General features: G+C 37.1%; 13 protein-coding genes. 6 read left to right on the plus strand and 7 right to left on the minus strand.

The window, feature by feature from the left end:
* The first annotated feature begins 72 nt into the window (after positions 1–72).
* The gene (locus CW736_RS13485) at positions 73–4,485 is read left to right on the plus strand and encodes a translocation/assembly module TamB (RefSeq protein ID WP_101015146.1); all 4,413 of its coding nucleotides are present in this window, start codon (positions 73–75) and stop codon (positions 4,483–4,485) included.
* A 43-nt stretch (positions 4,486–4,528) separates the two neighbouring features.
* Here CW736_RS13485 and CW736_RS13490 read toward each other — a convergent pair whose 3' ends face one another.
* The 3 genes from CW736_RS13490 to recF are packed head-to-tail and all read right to left on the minus strand — an operon-like array spanning position 4,529 to position 6,301.
* Positions 4,529–4,828, minus strand: a complete 300-nt coding sequence (locus CW736_RS13490; RefSeq protein WP_101014872.1) for a DUF721 domain-containing protein — start codon at positions 4,826–4,828, stop codon at positions 4,529–4,531.
* Positions 4,818–5,225, minus strand: a complete 408-nt coding sequence (locus CW736_RS13495; RefSeq protein ID WP_101014873.1) for a lipocalin family protein — start codon at positions 5,223–5,225, stop codon at positions 4,818–4,820. The genes CW736_RS13490 and CW736_RS13495 overlap by 11 nt, the downstream gene beginning before the upstream one ends.
* Positions 5,222–6,301 (minus strand): DNA replication/repair protein RecF, encoded by a 1,080-nt coding sequence (recF, locus tag CW736_RS13500; protein WP_101014874.1) that lies wholly within the window; start codon positions 6,299–6,301, stop codon positions 5,222–5,224. The genes CW736_RS13495 and recF overlap by 4 nt, the downstream gene beginning before the upstream one ends.
* A gap of 186 nt (positions 6,302–6,487) precedes the next feature.
* Between recF and CW736_RS13505 the strand changes: the two genes are divergently transcribed.
* Both CW736_RS13505 and ribH read left to right on the plus strand, forming a co-directional pair.
* Positions 6,488–7,279, plus strand: coding sequence for a tetratricopeptide repeat protein (locus CW736_RS13505; RefSeq protein WP_101014875.1), 792 nt, complete (start codon positions 6,488–6,490; stop codon positions 7,277–7,279).
* Positions 7,280–7,285: 6 nt separating this feature from the next.
* Entirely contained in the window at positions 7,286–7,807 is a 522-nt protein-coding gene (ribH, locus tag CW736_RS13510) for a 6,7-dimethyl-8-ribityllumazine synthase (protein ID WP_101014876.1), read from the plus strand.
* 321 nt (positions 7,808–8,128) lie between these two features.
* On the opposite strand, the gene CW736_RS13515 is transcribed toward ribH, so the two are convergent.
* The 4 genes from CW736_RS13515 to pheT all read right to left on the minus strand — a co-directional run bounded on the left by CW736_RS13515 (position 8,129) and on the right by pheT (position 12,257).
* Positions 8,129–8,317 (minus strand): hypothetical protein, encoded by a 189-nt coding sequence (locus tag CW736_RS13515; protein ID WP_101014877.1) that lies wholly within the window; start codon positions 8,315–8,317, stop codon positions 8,129–8,131.
* Positions 8,310–8,504: a hypothetical protein gene (locus tag CW736_RS13520; protein ID WP_101014878.1), complete on the minus strand. Its 195-nt coding sequence runs from the start codon at positions 8,502–8,504 to the stop codon at positions 8,310–8,312. Before CW736_RS13520 ends, CW736_RS13515 begins: the two co-directional genes overlap by 8 nt.
* Before the next feature lie 88 nt (positions 8,505–8,592).
* Positions 8,593–9,312, minus strand: a complete 720-nt coding sequence (locus CW736_RS13525; protein WP_101014879.1) for a hypothetical protein — start codon at positions 9,310–9,312, stop codon at positions 8,593–8,595.
* Between the two features lie 521 nt (positions 9,313–9,833).
* On the minus strand, positions 9,834–12,257 hold the full coding sequence (gene pheT / locus CW736_RS13530) for a phenylalanine--tRNA ligase subunit beta (protein WP_101014880.1): 2,424 nt from the start codon (positions 12,255–12,257) through the stop codon (positions 9,834–9,836).
* Between the two features lie 244 nt (positions 12,258–12,501).
* Between pheT and CW736_RS13535 the strand changes: the two genes are divergently transcribed.
* The 3 genes from CW736_RS13535 (at position 12,502) to purB (ending at position 15,362) form a co-directional block, all read left to right on the plus strand.
* Positions 12,502–13,176 carry an SIR2 family NAD-dependent protein deacylase gene (locus tag CW736_RS13535; protein WP_101014881.1) on the plus strand — a complete coding sequence of 225 codons (675 nt, stop codon included), beginning with the start codon at positions 12,502–12,504 and terminating at the stop codon, positions 13,174–13,176.
* Between the two features lie 227 nt (positions 13,177–13,403).
* Entirely contained in the window at positions 13,404–13,964 is a 561-nt protein-coding gene (locus CW736_RS13540; protein WP_101014882.1) for an adenylosuccinate lyase, read from the plus strand.
* A 57-nt stretch (positions 13,965–14,021) separates the two neighbouring features.
* A complete protein-coding gene (gene purB / locus CW736_RS13545; RefSeq protein WP_101014883.1) occupies positions 14,022–15,362 on the plus strand; it encodes an adenylosuccinate lyase in 1,341 nt (446 codons plus the stop codon).
* The last annotated feature ends 54 nt before the right edge of the window (positions 15,363–15,416 follow it).

Genomic DNA, 15,416 nt, shown 5'->3' on the forward strand with positions numbered 1-15,416 from the left:
CATAAAAATTGTAATCTTTGCAAAAGTAAAGGATATATCATTAGGAAACTTCTTAAAATACTAATCAAAACCATGATGGTGCTGCTTATATTATTCATAATATTAGCAGTAACATTCTCATTTCCAAGAGTTCAAACAGCGGCAGCACAGTATACCACTTCTTATCTTAATGAGAAATACGGTACCGATATAGAGATTAAAGCCATAGACATTTCCTTTTCTGGAGATGTCATCCTTAAGGAAACCAGAGCTTTAGACGGTCGTAAAGACACAATTATTTACTTTAAAGAGCTCCGATCTTCCATTCTTGGTTTTGGAGACATGATCGCTGGACATCCAGATCTAGGAGATACTTCCATAGATGGACTGTACCTCAACATGAAAAAATACAAAGGTGATAAAGATGATAACCTCAATGAATTTATAAATAAATTTGGAACAAGTCAGGGAAGCTCTTCCACACCTTTTATACTTACCACAGACGACTTAAATATCACCAATTCCAGGATTAGTATCATAGATGAAAATCTTAAATACCCAGAAACATTCATTGCAAAGAACTTGAACCTACAATCTGATGGACTTACCATAGAAGGCTCTGACGTAAGTGCTGAAATAAAAGACGCTAATTTTGACATGTATACAGGTGTCATGAAAGCAGATGCAAACGGCAATAAAAACTTAAGAATTAAAAATTTAAAAGCAGACTTCTCCTACACACCTGCTCAAATTCTTGCTCATGACTTAGTCATCAATACGGCGGGTTCAAAATTAGAGGGGGATCTTAATTTATCCTATAATAGAGAAGATTTTGCCGATTTCATAAAAAAAGTAGCATGGGATTTCGATATTAAAAACGCCAATTTATCTACTAACGAGCTTAGAAAATTCTACGATGAAATTGTAGAGAATGATAAGGTGAATTTAAAAGGGCGCTTAAAAGGAACGCTCAACGATTTTGTAGTAGAAGATCTTGTTGCAACTACCTTAGGTGATATTACTGTAGATGGAGAAATGCACTTTAAAAACCTTATCGAGAACGAAGATGATTTTTTTATAGAAGGTGACTTTAACAACCTGCAAGTCAGCAATACCGATCTTAAAAAATTCTTACCTAACATTTTAGGCGATAATTTACCAACAAAGTTAAATCAACTAGGGACTATAAAAGCAACAGGTTATGCGAGCGTTAATGCCAACCAAGTAGTTACTAGGCTTTCTGGGAGTAGTCGTAAAGGAAATTTTAATTCAGATCTGGTGCTCAACAATATACAGAGTGGCACTATTGCATACAACGGAAACATAAAATTACAACGCGTTGATCTGGGTTCTTTACTTGGTCTTGAAGAGCTTGGTAAAGTGAGCTTAGATCTTGATGTCAATGGTCGCGGCTTTGATCCTGAAAATGCCAATGCTACATTAAAAGGAAGAATCGCTCAACTAGATTTCAACGGGTATTCCTATCGCAATATTAAAGTAAATGGCGAGTTCAAAAAACCCATATTTAACGGTAAGGTATCTGTAAATGATCCTAACCTTCAAATGGATTTTGACGGTCTTGCAGACCTTACTGCTGCTGTAAACACCTACGACTTTAAGGCAAAAATCAAGTATGCTGACTTAAATGCTATCAATGTTTTTAAACGTGATTCTCTCGCTATTCTCCAAGGAGATATCGTGATGAACATGCAAGGTACTACCCTAGATGATGCCGTAGGAACTATAGACATTAATGATGCTAGTTATAAAAACCCTAACGATACTTATGTTTTTGCTGACTTCAGTATTGTTTCCAGCTTTAAAAACAAAGAGCGTTTTATTTCTATAAACAGTACAGATATCATTGAAGGAGAACTATCTGGGGTCTTTAAAATTGCTGAAATCCCCGAATTATTTAAAAATAGTATTGGTAATGTCTATACCAATTACAAATCAGAAAATATTACGCAAGATCAATATTTAGATTATGAATTTAAGATTTATGATAAAATAGTAGATCTTGTTTTTCCTGATATCGCTCTAGGCGAAAACACGATTTTAAAAGGCCAAGTAGCCAGTAACGAGGCACAATTCCGTATGACCTTTAGATCGCCAGACATTAAGATTTACGATATAAAACTGGATCAGGTTAATGTGCAAATCAATAACCAAAACCCTTTATTCAACACATTTATTAAGATAGATGGAGTTAAAAATGGTGTTTATGACATCAATGACTTCCAGCTTATTAATGTTACTAATAAAGATACCTTGCTCTTCCGTACCAAATTTAATAGCTCTTCTAGAGATACCGATAAGTTCAACCTAAGCTTTTACCACACGATAAATAACCTGAATCAATCTGTGATAGGAATTAGAAAAAGCGACGTTGTTTTTCAAGGTCAAAAATGGTTTTTAAACAAAGCAGATAAAGAGGTGCAACTTAAATTTGATCACGACTTTAAAACCTTTAAAATAGACAGCTTGGTAGCCAAACACCAAGAAGAACTGATTACTCTTGCAGGGGATATTACTGGTAAGGATGATAAAGACTTGCATTTAAACTTTAAAGATGTCAGGGTTTCTAGCCTTACCTCACCTATTGACAGTTTAAAACTCAAAGGCTATATTGATGGTGTATTATCCTTAAAACAAACCAATGGTAATTATGCTCCTACCAGTGAATTTACAGTAAAAGGTTTTGAAGTCAATGGGACTCCTTTAGGAGATTTTGAACTATCGCTTGCTGGTAACGAAGATTTAAGCCTTTACAATGTAAAAGCTCAGCTCAAAGACGAGGTTCAAAAAACATTTACCGCACAAGGAAATATAAATACCAGTGGGGAAAATAGTGAAGTCAATGTAACCGCTGTTTTCAAAGATTTTAACCTCTTAGCCTTAAGTCCGTTAGGAGGAGAGGTATTAGATAATATAAGAGGATTCACCTCTGGACAAGCACGACTTACCGGAGACCTCGCTGCTCCTGATATCAATGGATCTTTAAGATTAAGAGATGCCGGGCTGCGTATTCCATATTTAAATACCGATTTTGATATCGAGAATGGCTCACAAGTCAGCATCACTTCTACAGCTTTTAATTTTAATAATTTACAACTCAAGGATACCAAATACGATACTCGAGGACTATTATCTGGAGCCATCAACCACAAAAACTTCGGCTTTTGGGATCTGGACTTGAAAGTAGAATCAGAAAGATTGTTAGCCTTAGACACCGAGTTGACACCAGAAGCCTTGTACTATGGAACTGCATTTATAGATGGCCAAGCAACCATTACAGGACCTGTAAAAGAGCTTTTTATCAATGTAATTGCTACGACTGGAGAAGCAACTGTTTTTAAAGTACCTATTGATGATGGAGAATCTCTGGGAGATACATCAGCTATATACTTCTTAAGTCCCGAAGAAAAGAAAGCGCGCATCTCTGGTGAAACCGTCATTACAGATAAAATAAGCGGCCTAGAGCTCCGATTTGAACTACAGGTGACACCAGCAGCAGAGGTAGAAATAACCGTAGATCCAACTAACGGGAGTTACATACGAGGAAGAGGTGTTGGGAATTTACTTATGGAAATCAATACCAATGGTAAATTCATTATGAATGGGGATTTCATTGTTACAGAGGGAATTTATAATTTCAAATACGCCGGCATAGTAAATAAAAACTTTACTATTCAGCCTGGTGGGACTATGGACTGGAACGGAAACCCTACTAATGCAAATATAGATGTAGAAGCGGTTTATACCACTAGAGCAAATCCATCCATACTTCTAGACAACCCTAACCTGAACGCTCAAGTTCCAGTAGAAGTATTGACCAAGTTGCAAGGTGATCTCAGTTTCTTTGACCCAGAATTTTTTATCAGATTCCCTAACACCAACTCTGTGGTGAGCTCTGAGCTGCAATACCGATTAGAGGATAAGTCGCAAAGACAATTACAAGCCTTATCCTTAGTAGCCACAGGTTCTTTTTACAACCCTAATAGTATAGGACAAAATGCCGTAACTGGAAATGTAGTAGAAAGTGTTACCGGAATTGTAAATGATTTGGTGAGTCGCGAGGACAGTAAATTCGACTTCGGAGTGAGTTACGAAGCTTCAGAACGCAACCCCAACTCTGATTTACAACGTTCAGACCGTTTTGGAATAACGCTAAGTACACAAATAACAGATCGTGTTTTAATCAATGGTAAACTAGGGGTTCCTGTAGGTTCTACGAGTTCTAGTGAACGCGCGGTCATAGGAAATGTAGAGATTGAATTTCTTATCAATGAAGATGGTACGTTGCGATTAAAACTATTTAATCGAGAAAACACGCTTCAGCAATTAGGACAACAAGAAGATTACACCCAAGGCCTAGGCTTGCAATACCGCATAGACTTTAATAGTCTTAAAGAACTTTATGAGCGTATTTTCAAAAAGGAAATGGTGAAACAAAGAGACATTAAAGCAATTGAAGAAGTGGACAGTGCCCCTGTGAAATTTTAGTCAAACATATACTCTACTCTGAGCGCAAAAACCTAATAAATTTTTATCTCAACACTAATTTTTCTATCATTTCACGATCTAGATGATCATTGAGGTTTTTAATTATTTTAGCTCGGCCGTAAAGCAATTCCTGTCTTAATACAGAAGAAGAAAGACTTATAAACAAGGTACCTGTTGTGAACTTTATTTGAGTGGTGTAATTAGCGACACCGCTTCCCATAACCGTTTTCCAAGCACCTTCTACATCTACCTTCTCAAAACCTTTTTGCAGCTTGTCTTGAGCTTTAAAATCACTCAACACATCGCTCATGCGTACAAAATCTTCTTTTTTATTATTCCTCATTAGGGGTGTATGCTTTGTAAGTGTAACGCGTCCCATTCTCGTGTAGAAGGACGAGTATATCTTTAGTTGCTTTTTCTACCGTTTGTGTGTATGCGCCATCGCCTTTTTGAAAGGTAAGGCTTAAATCACCATCTTTCTCCTCCCATTGAAAATATATAGGGTTTCCATAGTTTACAAAACTACCGTCGTAAGTTGGACTTACTCTGTTTTTAACGCCTTTAAATCCATCGACCTCAAAGTGATCCATATGATTAGAAAAAGGAAATTCACGCTCGCTTCCATTTGGTAAAATTACTTCATCTATATTCCAATAGCCTTCTAAGGCTTTTATTTTCTCTTCATTACTCGTGCAAGAAATAAGGACTAGTGAAAGTAATAGGTAAATGATGTTTTTCATAACTTAAAAATCTTATAAGATTGCTGTGTTTGCTTGATCACGGCCTCGGTTCTTTCAGGATGCGTATCGCTTATAAACAACTGACCAAATTGATCATCATTCACCATATCAATGATCTGAGCAACTCTAGAGGCGTCTAATTTATCAAAAATATCATCGAGAAGCAAGATAGGAACCGTTCCACTTTCTTGTTTGATAAATTCAAACTGTGCTAATTTTAAAGCGGTTAAAAAGCTCTTTTGTTGTCCTTGACTACCGAATTTCTTCACCGCATGATCATCCAGCAAAAACAACAAATCGTCTTTATGGGTCCCTACACTGGTATATTGCAGCTGCATATCTTTTTGTTGCGCATCTTTTAAAACTTGAGCAGGATCCGTATGGTTAAAATCGGCTTTATAGTAAATATCTACGACCTCTTCTGAACGAGAAATTTGCTTGTAATACTTTCTAAAAATAGGAATAAATGATTCTAAAAAAGCAGTTCGAGTGACATGGATATAACTCCCTAAATCAACCAATTGCTCGTCATATACCGACAGAGCTGTACTGTCAAAAGTACGGTTGATATAAAAGTATTTGAGCAAAGCATTACGTTGTTGAAGCAATTTATTATAGGTGATCAACTTATTCAAATACTTTGAATTACTCAAAGAAATCACACCATCTAGAAACTTACGTCGGGTATCGCTTCCTTCAACGATCAAATCGCGATCTGTAGGAGAAATGATCACCAGCGGAATCAATCCTATATGATCACTGACCCTATCGTATATTTTACCGTTGCGCTTCACGACACGTTTAACACCTTTTTTAGCACTAACGACAATTTTTTCTTCTCGTTCATTTTTGAAAAAGTTCCCGTTCACCACAAAAAACTCTTCGTCATGCTTGATATTTTGTACCGTTATAGGATTGAAGTAGCTTTTTGCAAAAGCAAGGTGATAAATAGCGTCCAAAACGTTGGTTTTTCCGACACCATTGTTTCCCACAAAGCAATTTATCTTCTCATCGAACTCAAAATCAGCTGAGGAGAAACTTTTATAGTTGATAAGACTTATGGAATTAAGTTGCATAAAATATTTTGTAACTATTTATGGATTAGGTATTTGTAGACGATTTGCTTTCGCGAAAGCGAGATAACCAGCAGCCGGATAACCCAGTTGCAAATTTAACCTAACAAAAGGTAGAGAATAAAGCTTTCACACATTTTTATATACGGATAAAAATTATATTTTTACGCGCTCAATTTAAAGACTATTATGGCTACTTATAACAAACGAGGATACAAACCGAAATCAAAACCAGAAAAGGATGATCAGGATGAACTTTTTAATGATTCTGACTCGACTACGGCTGAAGTATTTAGCACCCTTGATGAAGGTGCTAGTAAAACCGAAAAATGGTTAGAGAAAAACCAAAAGTTTATTATTATAGTGGTCGCTCTTATAGCGATAAGTGCTGTAGGTGCATGGGCGTACAATCAATTTGTAATGAAGCCGAAGCAAATAGAAGCTTTTTCAGAGACTACTGAAGCAAACAAGTATTATGATCTTGCGCTTAATTCTACTGGAAAAGAAAAGGACTCTTTATATAACGTTGCACTGCAAGGGGCAAATGGAAAATACGGTCTTCTTCAAATAGCTGAAGAATATAAAGGTACTGACGCAGGAAACCTTGCTACTTACCAAGCGGGAATGGCTTATCTTAACATAGGTGGTGATCAACTTCAAAACGCAATTGATTATTTAAAAGCATATGAAGGCGGAGACTCTGTTCTGAAATCTATAGCGCAAGCAGGAATAGGTGATGCCCTAGTACAAGCAGGACAAACTGGCGATGCTATTTCTTATTACATGGATGCAGCCAATACCAACCAGAATGAGTTTTCTACTCCTAAATACCTTCTTAAAGCGGCACAGGCAGCTATAACCACTGGAGATTACAGCACAGCAATTACTGCCTTAGAGCAAATTGAGGAAAAGTATCCAGATGCCGTTGAAGCAAAAACAGCACAAGTTCTTTTAGGACAAGCTCAAGCAGCTTCTAACTAATAACTCATGGCTACTGTAGGTAAAGATTTATCGCATTACGACAAGGAAAGTCTTCCAGACGCTTCACAGATGCGTATAGGTATCGTTGTTTCTGAATGGAACGACGATATCACTGAAAATCTTTTTAAAGGAGCCCAAGAGACCTTATTGGATTGTGGTATAGATGCAGATCGCATCTTCCGCATGGATGTTCCTGGTTCTTTTGAATTGATCTACGGATGCAAAAACATGCAGTATGCTTCTTATCCGGTAAAAAATAGTAAATTAAGAAAAGGCTTAGATGCTATAATTGCTATAGGTAATGTCATCCGTGGCGAAACAGCTCACTTTGATTTTGTATGCCAAGGTGTTACCAATGGCATCAAGGATTTGAATCTCAATAAATCTAGAGTTCCCGTTATTTTTTGCGTCTTAACAGACGACACTCATGCACAGTCGGTCGCTCGTAGCGGTGGCGTTCATGGTAATAAAGGTAGTGAAGCAGCCGTTGCATCGATTAAAATGGCTGCGATAAAGCAAGGCTTATAAATAAGCTATAGTATTAAAATATAAATCGGCTCACAAATTAAAGTTTGTAAGCCGATTTTTTTTATTTCAAGAGTATTTGAGAACCTTAGAAACGATACCTGCGCTTTGCAATGTAATGATGATCAACTATTACTTCACACAGCCTTTAGCTTTTGGCATAAATGACTTTTTATATACCTATTGCATTCCTATACTTCCTCTTAACAAAGAGCGTAGATGCAGCCAAATAAATCTTATTGTAACTCCTGAGCGCTTTAAAGAGATGCTCCTGCATGGCTTAAAAAAGTGCCCAAAGAGTCTTTTAAAATACTAAGAAGACCACTATTTCTTTCTCAGACCTATCAATTGATACACTCCTAAAACAACAAGTCCCGCAGCAAGAATCCATTGGTAACTTTCCACCTCTTTTTCTTGAACAAATTTATCGTACAACTTCCAAGCACCTATTGCTATAAATGCAATAGAAAGCAATAACGTATAATTGCGCTTATTTGAATTGGGTTCAGGCATCTTTTTGAGCAATTAAGGCATATACCAAGTACAGTCCATAAGCGACAATACCATAACCCAATACCAGCTGCCAGCCAGGCATCTCCTCTCCTAGGCCGTAATACCTATATAACCTGTAACTTCCAAAACCTATAAAAGCTGCTGCCATTAATCCGCCTAGAATCGGATTTCTTTTTCTTACTGCCATAATATTATTTTATAATGGTAAAGATAAATAAAAAGCGCTCCATAGATTCATCTAGGAGCGCTTCAAATAATGTCATGTAACGACCTGCTTAGGCGTTGAAATATTTAGAATTCCAGATAGCTGTATTAAAATTCTTTCCTGCTGCAAAAGAATAGTACAGCACCATACTTGCTATAGACTTAAACGTAAAAAAGAAAATCAGTAAAAACTCTACTCCTGTCGGGTTCTTTGAAAAGATACCGTTAGGAATTAAATAGGAAGCTAGTAAACTTACTAGAACAGTGGAAAATATGAGGTTTTCAAAACTTTTAAAATTCCATGCCCATATCTTTCTAAAGGCATTCAAATCATTTCCCCATTTGTGGATCAAATAGAAATACCCGTTCCCTATAGGCGCAAAAAGAAGTGGATCATCAGCATTTTCTAATTTGAACAATTTTGATGGTGCAACGATTTTAAAACCACGCATTTCTAAATCGTGGGCTTTTTCCATGTCTTTAATTTTCATCAAAGCTTCGTAAGGGATTTCGTTTTTGAAATATTTGGTGTCCAGAAATCTAAGACGATAAGTAACACAAATATCTCGTATTTGATCTACGTGATAAATACGATCTGTTTCTAAAAGGTCAATGTTAAAATGATTGCGAGGAGTAGGTTTCTGTGGGCTTTTCATACGCGCCATGATCTCATCTTCCTTGCGATCTTCTTCTTTTAGAATAGCCGTTACCTGATCAAGAATGTCGTTTCCTTTGAAAGCTTTAGCTTTAGACTTCTTGAGTTTATCTTCAATATTGGTGCGTTTCAACATAATTAGTGTCTGGTTAAACTTTTTAAATTCTAAGGAGCCGTTTTAAAATAAAAGCTCCAACACCCTATAGGTCGTAAAGGAGTTTTAATTATTTCAAAAAGAAGATGTTAAATTTTTTATTGCTTTCGCGAAAGCGAAACTGATCACCAGCTATATCAATACTTGTTGGAACCAGCAAGGGTTTTTCAAATACTGCTATTTCATTTGATCATAACGTTCTAAGAATAAATGTACTTATCCTTTAAAAAAACTAAAAGCTCTAGCTATTATCCAAAATATAAAAGGGAGTAAAAGAACTCGTAATCGATTCCATTAAAAAACAGGATTGTGCTTAATAACATACCAACTAACAAGCTAATAGTTAATACATATGTCCGTGTTAGATTCCTGAAATCATTACTAACTACCTAGTGATGATCCATAGAAGTTCTTAAACAAAATTTAAAATTGGCCTTAGCCCATTTTAAAATCTGAAAACCTATCGACAAAACGAAAATCGAGATTTTTCGTTTTGACAAATATTACCTCAACACGGCACCAGCTTGATTCTCTAGCTGCTGCTGTATCTTATTCATAGTCTTATCAATTTGCTTATCAGTAAGTGTTTTGCTGGTATCTTGAAGTGTAAAATTCAAGGCATAAGACTTCTTGCCTTCAGGCAATTTATTCCCTTCATAAACGTCAAATAACTGCACTGATTTCAATAGCTTCTTTTCAGAATTAAATGCTATTTCTCTCAGTTCTTTAAAGCTTACCGCATGATCCACAAGAAGTGCAAAATCCCTACTTACTTCAGGGAATTTAGGAATCTGGTTTACTGGAGCATGTTTCTTAGAAACCAATTTTAAAACCTCACCCCAATAAATATTGGCAAAGTGTACCGTTACTTCTACCCCAAAATGTTTAGCTACCTTCTTTTTTACTACTCCTAAATCAGCAATTTTTGTCCCACTACTCAATGCAATTCCTTCACTTAAAAATTCTAATTTAGTGGGGTTTTCATTTACCGTATTGATCCCTAGTCGTTTCAAAATAGAAATCACAGCTCCTTTTAAATAAAAGAAATCGGCAGGCTGGGAAGCGCTATTCCAACTTTGATCACCTGTATTTCCAGCAGTGATGATACTTAGGTGTTTGTTTTCTGTAAACTGACGTTCTTGATATTGATGATAAGAGCTACCGAATTCAAATAATCTTAAATTCTCTTGTTTCCTATTTAAATTATGTGCTACTGCTTCAAGACCACCATAAATCAAGCTCTGTCGCATCACAGCAAGATCACTACTCAAGGGGTTCAACATACGTACTTCGTTTTTAGGCGAGATATGATCTGTCAGCGTATGATTCTTTTCTGATGTCAGACTATTGGCCATCATCTCTACAAAACCTTGCCCTACGAGTTGTTGCGCTACAATATTTTGTAATTTATTACTTTCTAATCTAGACGAGGTTGCAACGGTAGCATTCAGTTTAGAAGATCCTTTTATACGATCGTACCCATAAACCCTTAGAATCTCTTCAATCACATCTACCGGACGAGTCACATCATTTCTATAAGCAGGGATAGTGAGTCCTAAACCAGATTCAGTAACATTATTCACATTGATATCAAGCGTTCTTAAAATACTCTTGATTTCCTCACGAGGAATTTCTTGTCCTATCAAGGAGTCTACTTTTTCAAAAGGAAGAAATACTTGTTGGTCTTCAATTTTCTGAGGGTACACATCGGTAATATCACTGGAGATTTCTCCTCCAGCAGTTTCTTGAATAAGCAAGGCTGCCCTTTTCAAAGCATACTCCGTAATATTAGGATCGATACCGCGTTCAAATCTAAAAGAAGCATCGGTATTAAAGTTATGCCTTTTGGCAGTTTTACGTACGCTCACGGGATTGAAATAAGCACTTTCTAAAAATATAGAAGTTGTACCTTCAGTAACGCCGCTATTTTCACCACCATAAACTCCAGCAATACACAAAGGTTTCTCTGTATCACAGATCATTAAATCTTCTTCGTGCAACAGGTGTTCCACGCCATCTAAAGTTGTAAAAGGAGTGTCTTTTGCCAGTGTTTTAACGATTATTTTATTGCCTGTTATTTTGTTTAAGTCAAAAGCATGTAAGGGCTGCCCTAATTCGTGCATCACGTAATTGGTAACATCAACCACATTATTTTTAGGGACCAGACCTATAGCTTTCAATCTGTTTTTAATCCACTCAGGAGATTCTTTTATTTTTATCCCAGTAAGGGTTACTCCACAATAACGGGGTGCCAACTCTATATTCTCTACTTCTATATCGACTCTTCCAGAACGGTTATCTACTTGAAAACCACTTACTGACGGAGTAATGAATTCTATGGCGTCTGCCTTTACAGCAAGACCAGCTCTTAAATCACGAGCAACACCCATATGCGACATCGCATCAGAGCGGTTAGGTGTTAAACCTATTTCAATCACTTGATCATTTTCTATAGAAAACACGTCTTTAAGTAAGGTGCCTACCTCTAGATTTTCATCCAGCACCATGATTCCTGCATGAGAAATTCCCAAGCCTAATTCGTCTTCAGCACAGATCATCCCGTGGCTTTCTTCACCTCGTATTTTACCTTTTTTAATCTTCCAGGCTTCGCCTTTATCGTCGTAGAGCGTAGTTCCTATGGTAGCTACAGGCACCTTTTGACCAACAGCAACATTAGGGGCTCCACATACAATTTGTAGCGTCTCGGTTCCTATGTTGACTCTGGTCACTTTAAGCTTATCGGCATTAGTATGTTGTTCACAAGATTCTATATGACCTACAACGATGCCTTCTAGGCCGCCTTTGACACTTTCAAATTTTTCCACGCCTTCCACTTCTAAGCCTAAAGAAGTCAGTAATGCGGTATGATCTTCTAGCGCTTCTGGGACGTTGATAAATTGCTTGATCCAGTTATAGGAAACTTTCATAAAATCGTTGCTTTTTAAGGTGGGTAAAGATACTATTATGTACGCTTTCGCGAAAGCGGAACTTTAACAAACCTCTCTTTTAAATTTGCCGCCTGAGAAGTCAGTAGACAGTGGGGAAATTGGCCCCAAACTGAGTTCTCGATCTCAGTATGCCTTAAAATGTCATTACCCTGTAACTAAGAAACGGTCCGAGTAATTTCAAAGTTATTGGAAAACCCCTATTTTTATACCTAAAACAATTTCTATGAAAAATCTAGTCGTCCTCTCTGGAGCTGGCGTCAGCGCCGAAAGTGGTATTTCTACCTTTAGAGATGCTGGCGGTCTCTGGGAAGGGCACGATATTATGGAAGTAGCTTCTCCTGAAGGATTTGCAGCAAACCCAACTTTAGTGCTCGATTTTTACAACAAGCGCCGTGCACAACTGCACCAAGTACAGCCTAATGAAGCGCATTTTTGCATTGCTGGACTGGAACGAAATTACCAAGTGCATGTAATCACACAAAATGTAGATGATCTTCATGAACGCGCTGGGTCTTCTCAAGTAACGCATCTACATGGCGAGTTGAGAAAAGCACGTAGTACTGAGAATAGTTATGAGATTCAAGACTGTAATGGCGACATCAATTTAGGTGATTTAAGTCCCGATGGATCGCAACTGCGCCCACATATTGTATGGTTTGGTGAAGAAGTTCCTGCCATGGATCAAGCTATAGAAGTGGTATCAAAAGCAGATGTGTTGCTCATTGTAGGAACTTCTTTGCAAGTCTATCCAGCGGCTGGACTAAAAGATTTTGCTCCCAGCAACACACCTATTTATTTTGTAGATCCAGCGCCGTCTATAGATTCTCATGGCCGTCTACAGGTAATTAAAGAAAAAGCTGGAAAAGGAGTTCAAATGGTAGCCGATTTACTTTCTTAACTACGAAAAAGGAATCTAAAAGATTTTAAATTTTGACGGTATAAGTTTTTTGAAAGCACTTAAAAAGGGAATGCGATGGAGCGATATAACAATGACCTGAATAAAGGGTAGAGCAGAATTCCCAGGAGAACTAACTAAAGGTGCCGACAACTCAGTATACACTAATGTCGTTACAAAATCTAGCAACTTGAATTATTAAATCGCTTTTTAATGCCGTACCTATATTTATGACTTCCAAAGATCTAAAGCAAGAACTTCAAAATCTAAAAGCTTATAAACAAGAGCGTGTACGAATAGGAGAAGCTGTGGTGCAACACCAGTTATTACCAGATTTAATCGCTTTTTGCCGTCCAGAAAGCGGCGTTTCTCACCAAGCATGTTGGAGTCTGGAGCAATCTTTTTTATTACAGGAAGAAGCTTGTTATCCTTTTCTTAAAGAAATATGCGAACTCTACACACGGAATATTAATTCTTCTGGAAAACGTCCCTTGTGTAAAATCTCTGGGATACTGACTAAAAAGTACTACTGCAATAAAGACAACTTAATAAAGAAAATACTGCACCAATCCATGAGAGAACAAATAGTCGAAGGTTGTTTTCAAGAATTGATAAGCACTGATAGAACAGCTAATATGGCTTACTCGGTGTACAGCCTTTATGAATTGGGGAAAGAATTTGATTGGATCTATCCAGAACTCATTCCTGTATTACAGCAAAAACTTCAAGAAAATTACGGAAATGGATTCAAGTCGAGTGCCAGAAGAATCTTGGCAAAAATAGAAGGTTAAATTAATGTTTTCACACCTTAAAAAACCGTAATTTAGCAGGCTTTAAAGACATAAACTATGCCTACTGCTTTACAAGCTATTTCTCCTATCGATGGACGCTACCGTTCTAAAGTCGAGCCCCTTGCCAATTACTTTTCTGAGTCTGCCTTGATACGTTACCGCGTTCTTGTAGAAGTGGAGTATTTTATCGCTTTAAGCGAAAGCGGAATTAAACAACTGCAGCCCCTCCCTGAGCCTACTCAAGAACAATTAAGAGACTTATACCGCAAGTTTACAGATAAGGATGCACAGGCTATCAAGGACATAGAAAAGGTGACCAACCACGATGTCAAAGCCGTAGAATATTTTCTAAAAGAACAATTTGATCTTTTGGGCTTATCGGCTCATAAAGAATTTATCCATTTTGGATTGACTTCACAAGACATCAATAACACGGCTATCCCGCTTTCTATAAAAGATGCCATAGAAAACGTATACCTACCAGAATTAGAGGAAGTACGCGATGAAATCTACCGTCTGTCCAACAACTGGAAGGACATCCCATTGTTAGCTCGCACCCATGGACAGCCAGCTTCTCCTACACGTTTAGGTAAAGAATTCTATGTATTTGTAGTGCGTATAGAAGAGCAAATGAATATGCTGGAACAAGTAAAGCATGCAGCAAAATTTGGTGGAGCAACAGGAAATTACAACGCTCATCATGTGGCATTCCCGCAAGTGAACTGGCAAAAATTTGGTCAGGACTTTGTAGAAAACAGTCTAGGTCTTAAACACAGTTTTCCAACAACTCAAATCGAGCATTACGACCATATGGCATCTCTTTTTGATAACCTAAAGAGAATCAATACCATTTTTATAGATTTAGATAGAGATATCTGGACCTATATATCAATGGATTACTTCAAGCAAAAAATTAAAGCTGGTGAGATAGGTTCTAGCGCAATGCCACATAAAGTGAACCCTATAGATTTTGAAAACTCTGAAGGGAACTTAGGAATTGCAAATGCTCTTTTTGAGCACCTATCTGCAAAATTACCGATCTCTAGATTACAACGCGATTTAACCGATTCTACTGTATTAAGAAATGTAGGAGTGCCATTAGCACATACTATTATTGCCTTTAAAGCCACTTTGAAAGGACTTAGCAAGCTTTTATTAAATGAAGCCAAAATCGCTCAAGACTTAGAGAATAATTGGGCTGTAGTTGCAGAAGCTATTCAAACTATTTTACGTCGTGAGGCTTATCCTAATCCGTATGAAGCTTTAAAAGAACTGACGCGCACTAACGAAAAGATCACTGGAAAAAGCATTGCTAATTTTATTGAAACTTTAGAGATAAGCGAAGACATCAAAGCAGAAATGAGAGTCATCACTCCAAGTACCTTTACGGGTATTTAATAATAAATCTTAATTCACTTAAAAAAAAACCGATGCGCTTTAAGGCATCGGTTT

Source organism: Nonlabens sp. MB-3u-79 (genome assembly GCF_002831625.1).
In the GTDB taxonomy this organism is placed as follows: domain Bacteria; phylum Bacteroidota; class Bacteroidia; order Flavobacteriales; family Flavobacteriaceae; genus Nonlabens.

Excerpts from the sequence above, each read along its gene's own strand:
- CW736_RS13485 (WP_101015146.1), top strand. The coding sequence starts at position 73 with ATGATGGTGCTGCTTATATTATTCATAATATTAGCAGTAACATTCTCA.
- CW736_RS13490 (WP_101014872.1), bottom strand. The coding sequence starts at position 4,828 with ATGAGGAATAATAAAAAAGAAGATTTTGTACGCATGAGCGATGTGTTG.
- CW736_RS13495 (WP_101014873.1), bottom strand. The coding sequence starts at position 5,225 with ATGAAAAACATCATTTACCTATTACTTTCACTAGTCCTTATTTCTTGC.
- recF (WP_101014874.1), bottom strand. The coding sequence starts at position 6,301 with ATGCAACTTAATTCCATAAGTCTTATCAACTATAAAAGTTTCTCCTCA.
- CW736_RS13505 (WP_101014875.1), top strand. The coding sequence starts at position 6,488 with ATGGCTACTTATAACAAACGAGGATACAAACCGAAATCAAAACCAGAA.
- ribH (WP_101014876.1), top strand. The coding sequence starts at position 7,286 with ATGGCTACTGTAGGTAAAGATTTATCGCATTACGACAAGGAAAGTCTT.
- CW736_RS13515 (WP_101014877.1), bottom strand. The coding sequence starts at position 8,317 with ATGCCTGAACCCAATTCAAATAAGCGCAATTATACGTTATTGCTTTCT.
- CW736_RS13520 (WP_101014878.1), bottom strand. The coding sequence starts at position 8,504 with ATGGCAGTAAGAAAAAGAAATCCGATTCTAGGCGGATTAATGGCAGCA.
- CW736_RS13525 (WP_101014879.1), bottom strand. The coding sequence starts at position 9,312 with ATGTTGAAACGCACCAATATTGAAGATAAACTCAAGAAGTCTAAAGCT.
- pheT (WP_101014880.1), bottom strand. The coding sequence starts at position 12,257 with ATGAAAGTTTCCTATAACTGGATCAAGCAATTTATCAACGTCCCAGAA.
- CW736_RS13535 (WP_101014881.1), top strand. The coding sequence starts at position 12,502 with ATGAAAAATCTAGTCGTCCTCTCTGGAGCTGGCGTCAGCGCCGAAAGT.
- CW736_RS13540 (WP_101014882.1), top strand. The coding sequence starts at position 13,404 with ATGACTTCCAAAGATCTAAAGCAAGAACTTCAAAATCTAAAAGCTTAT.
- purB (WP_101014883.1), top strand. The coding sequence starts at position 14,022 with ATGCCTACTGCTTTACAAGCTATTTCTCCTATCGATGGACGCTACCGT.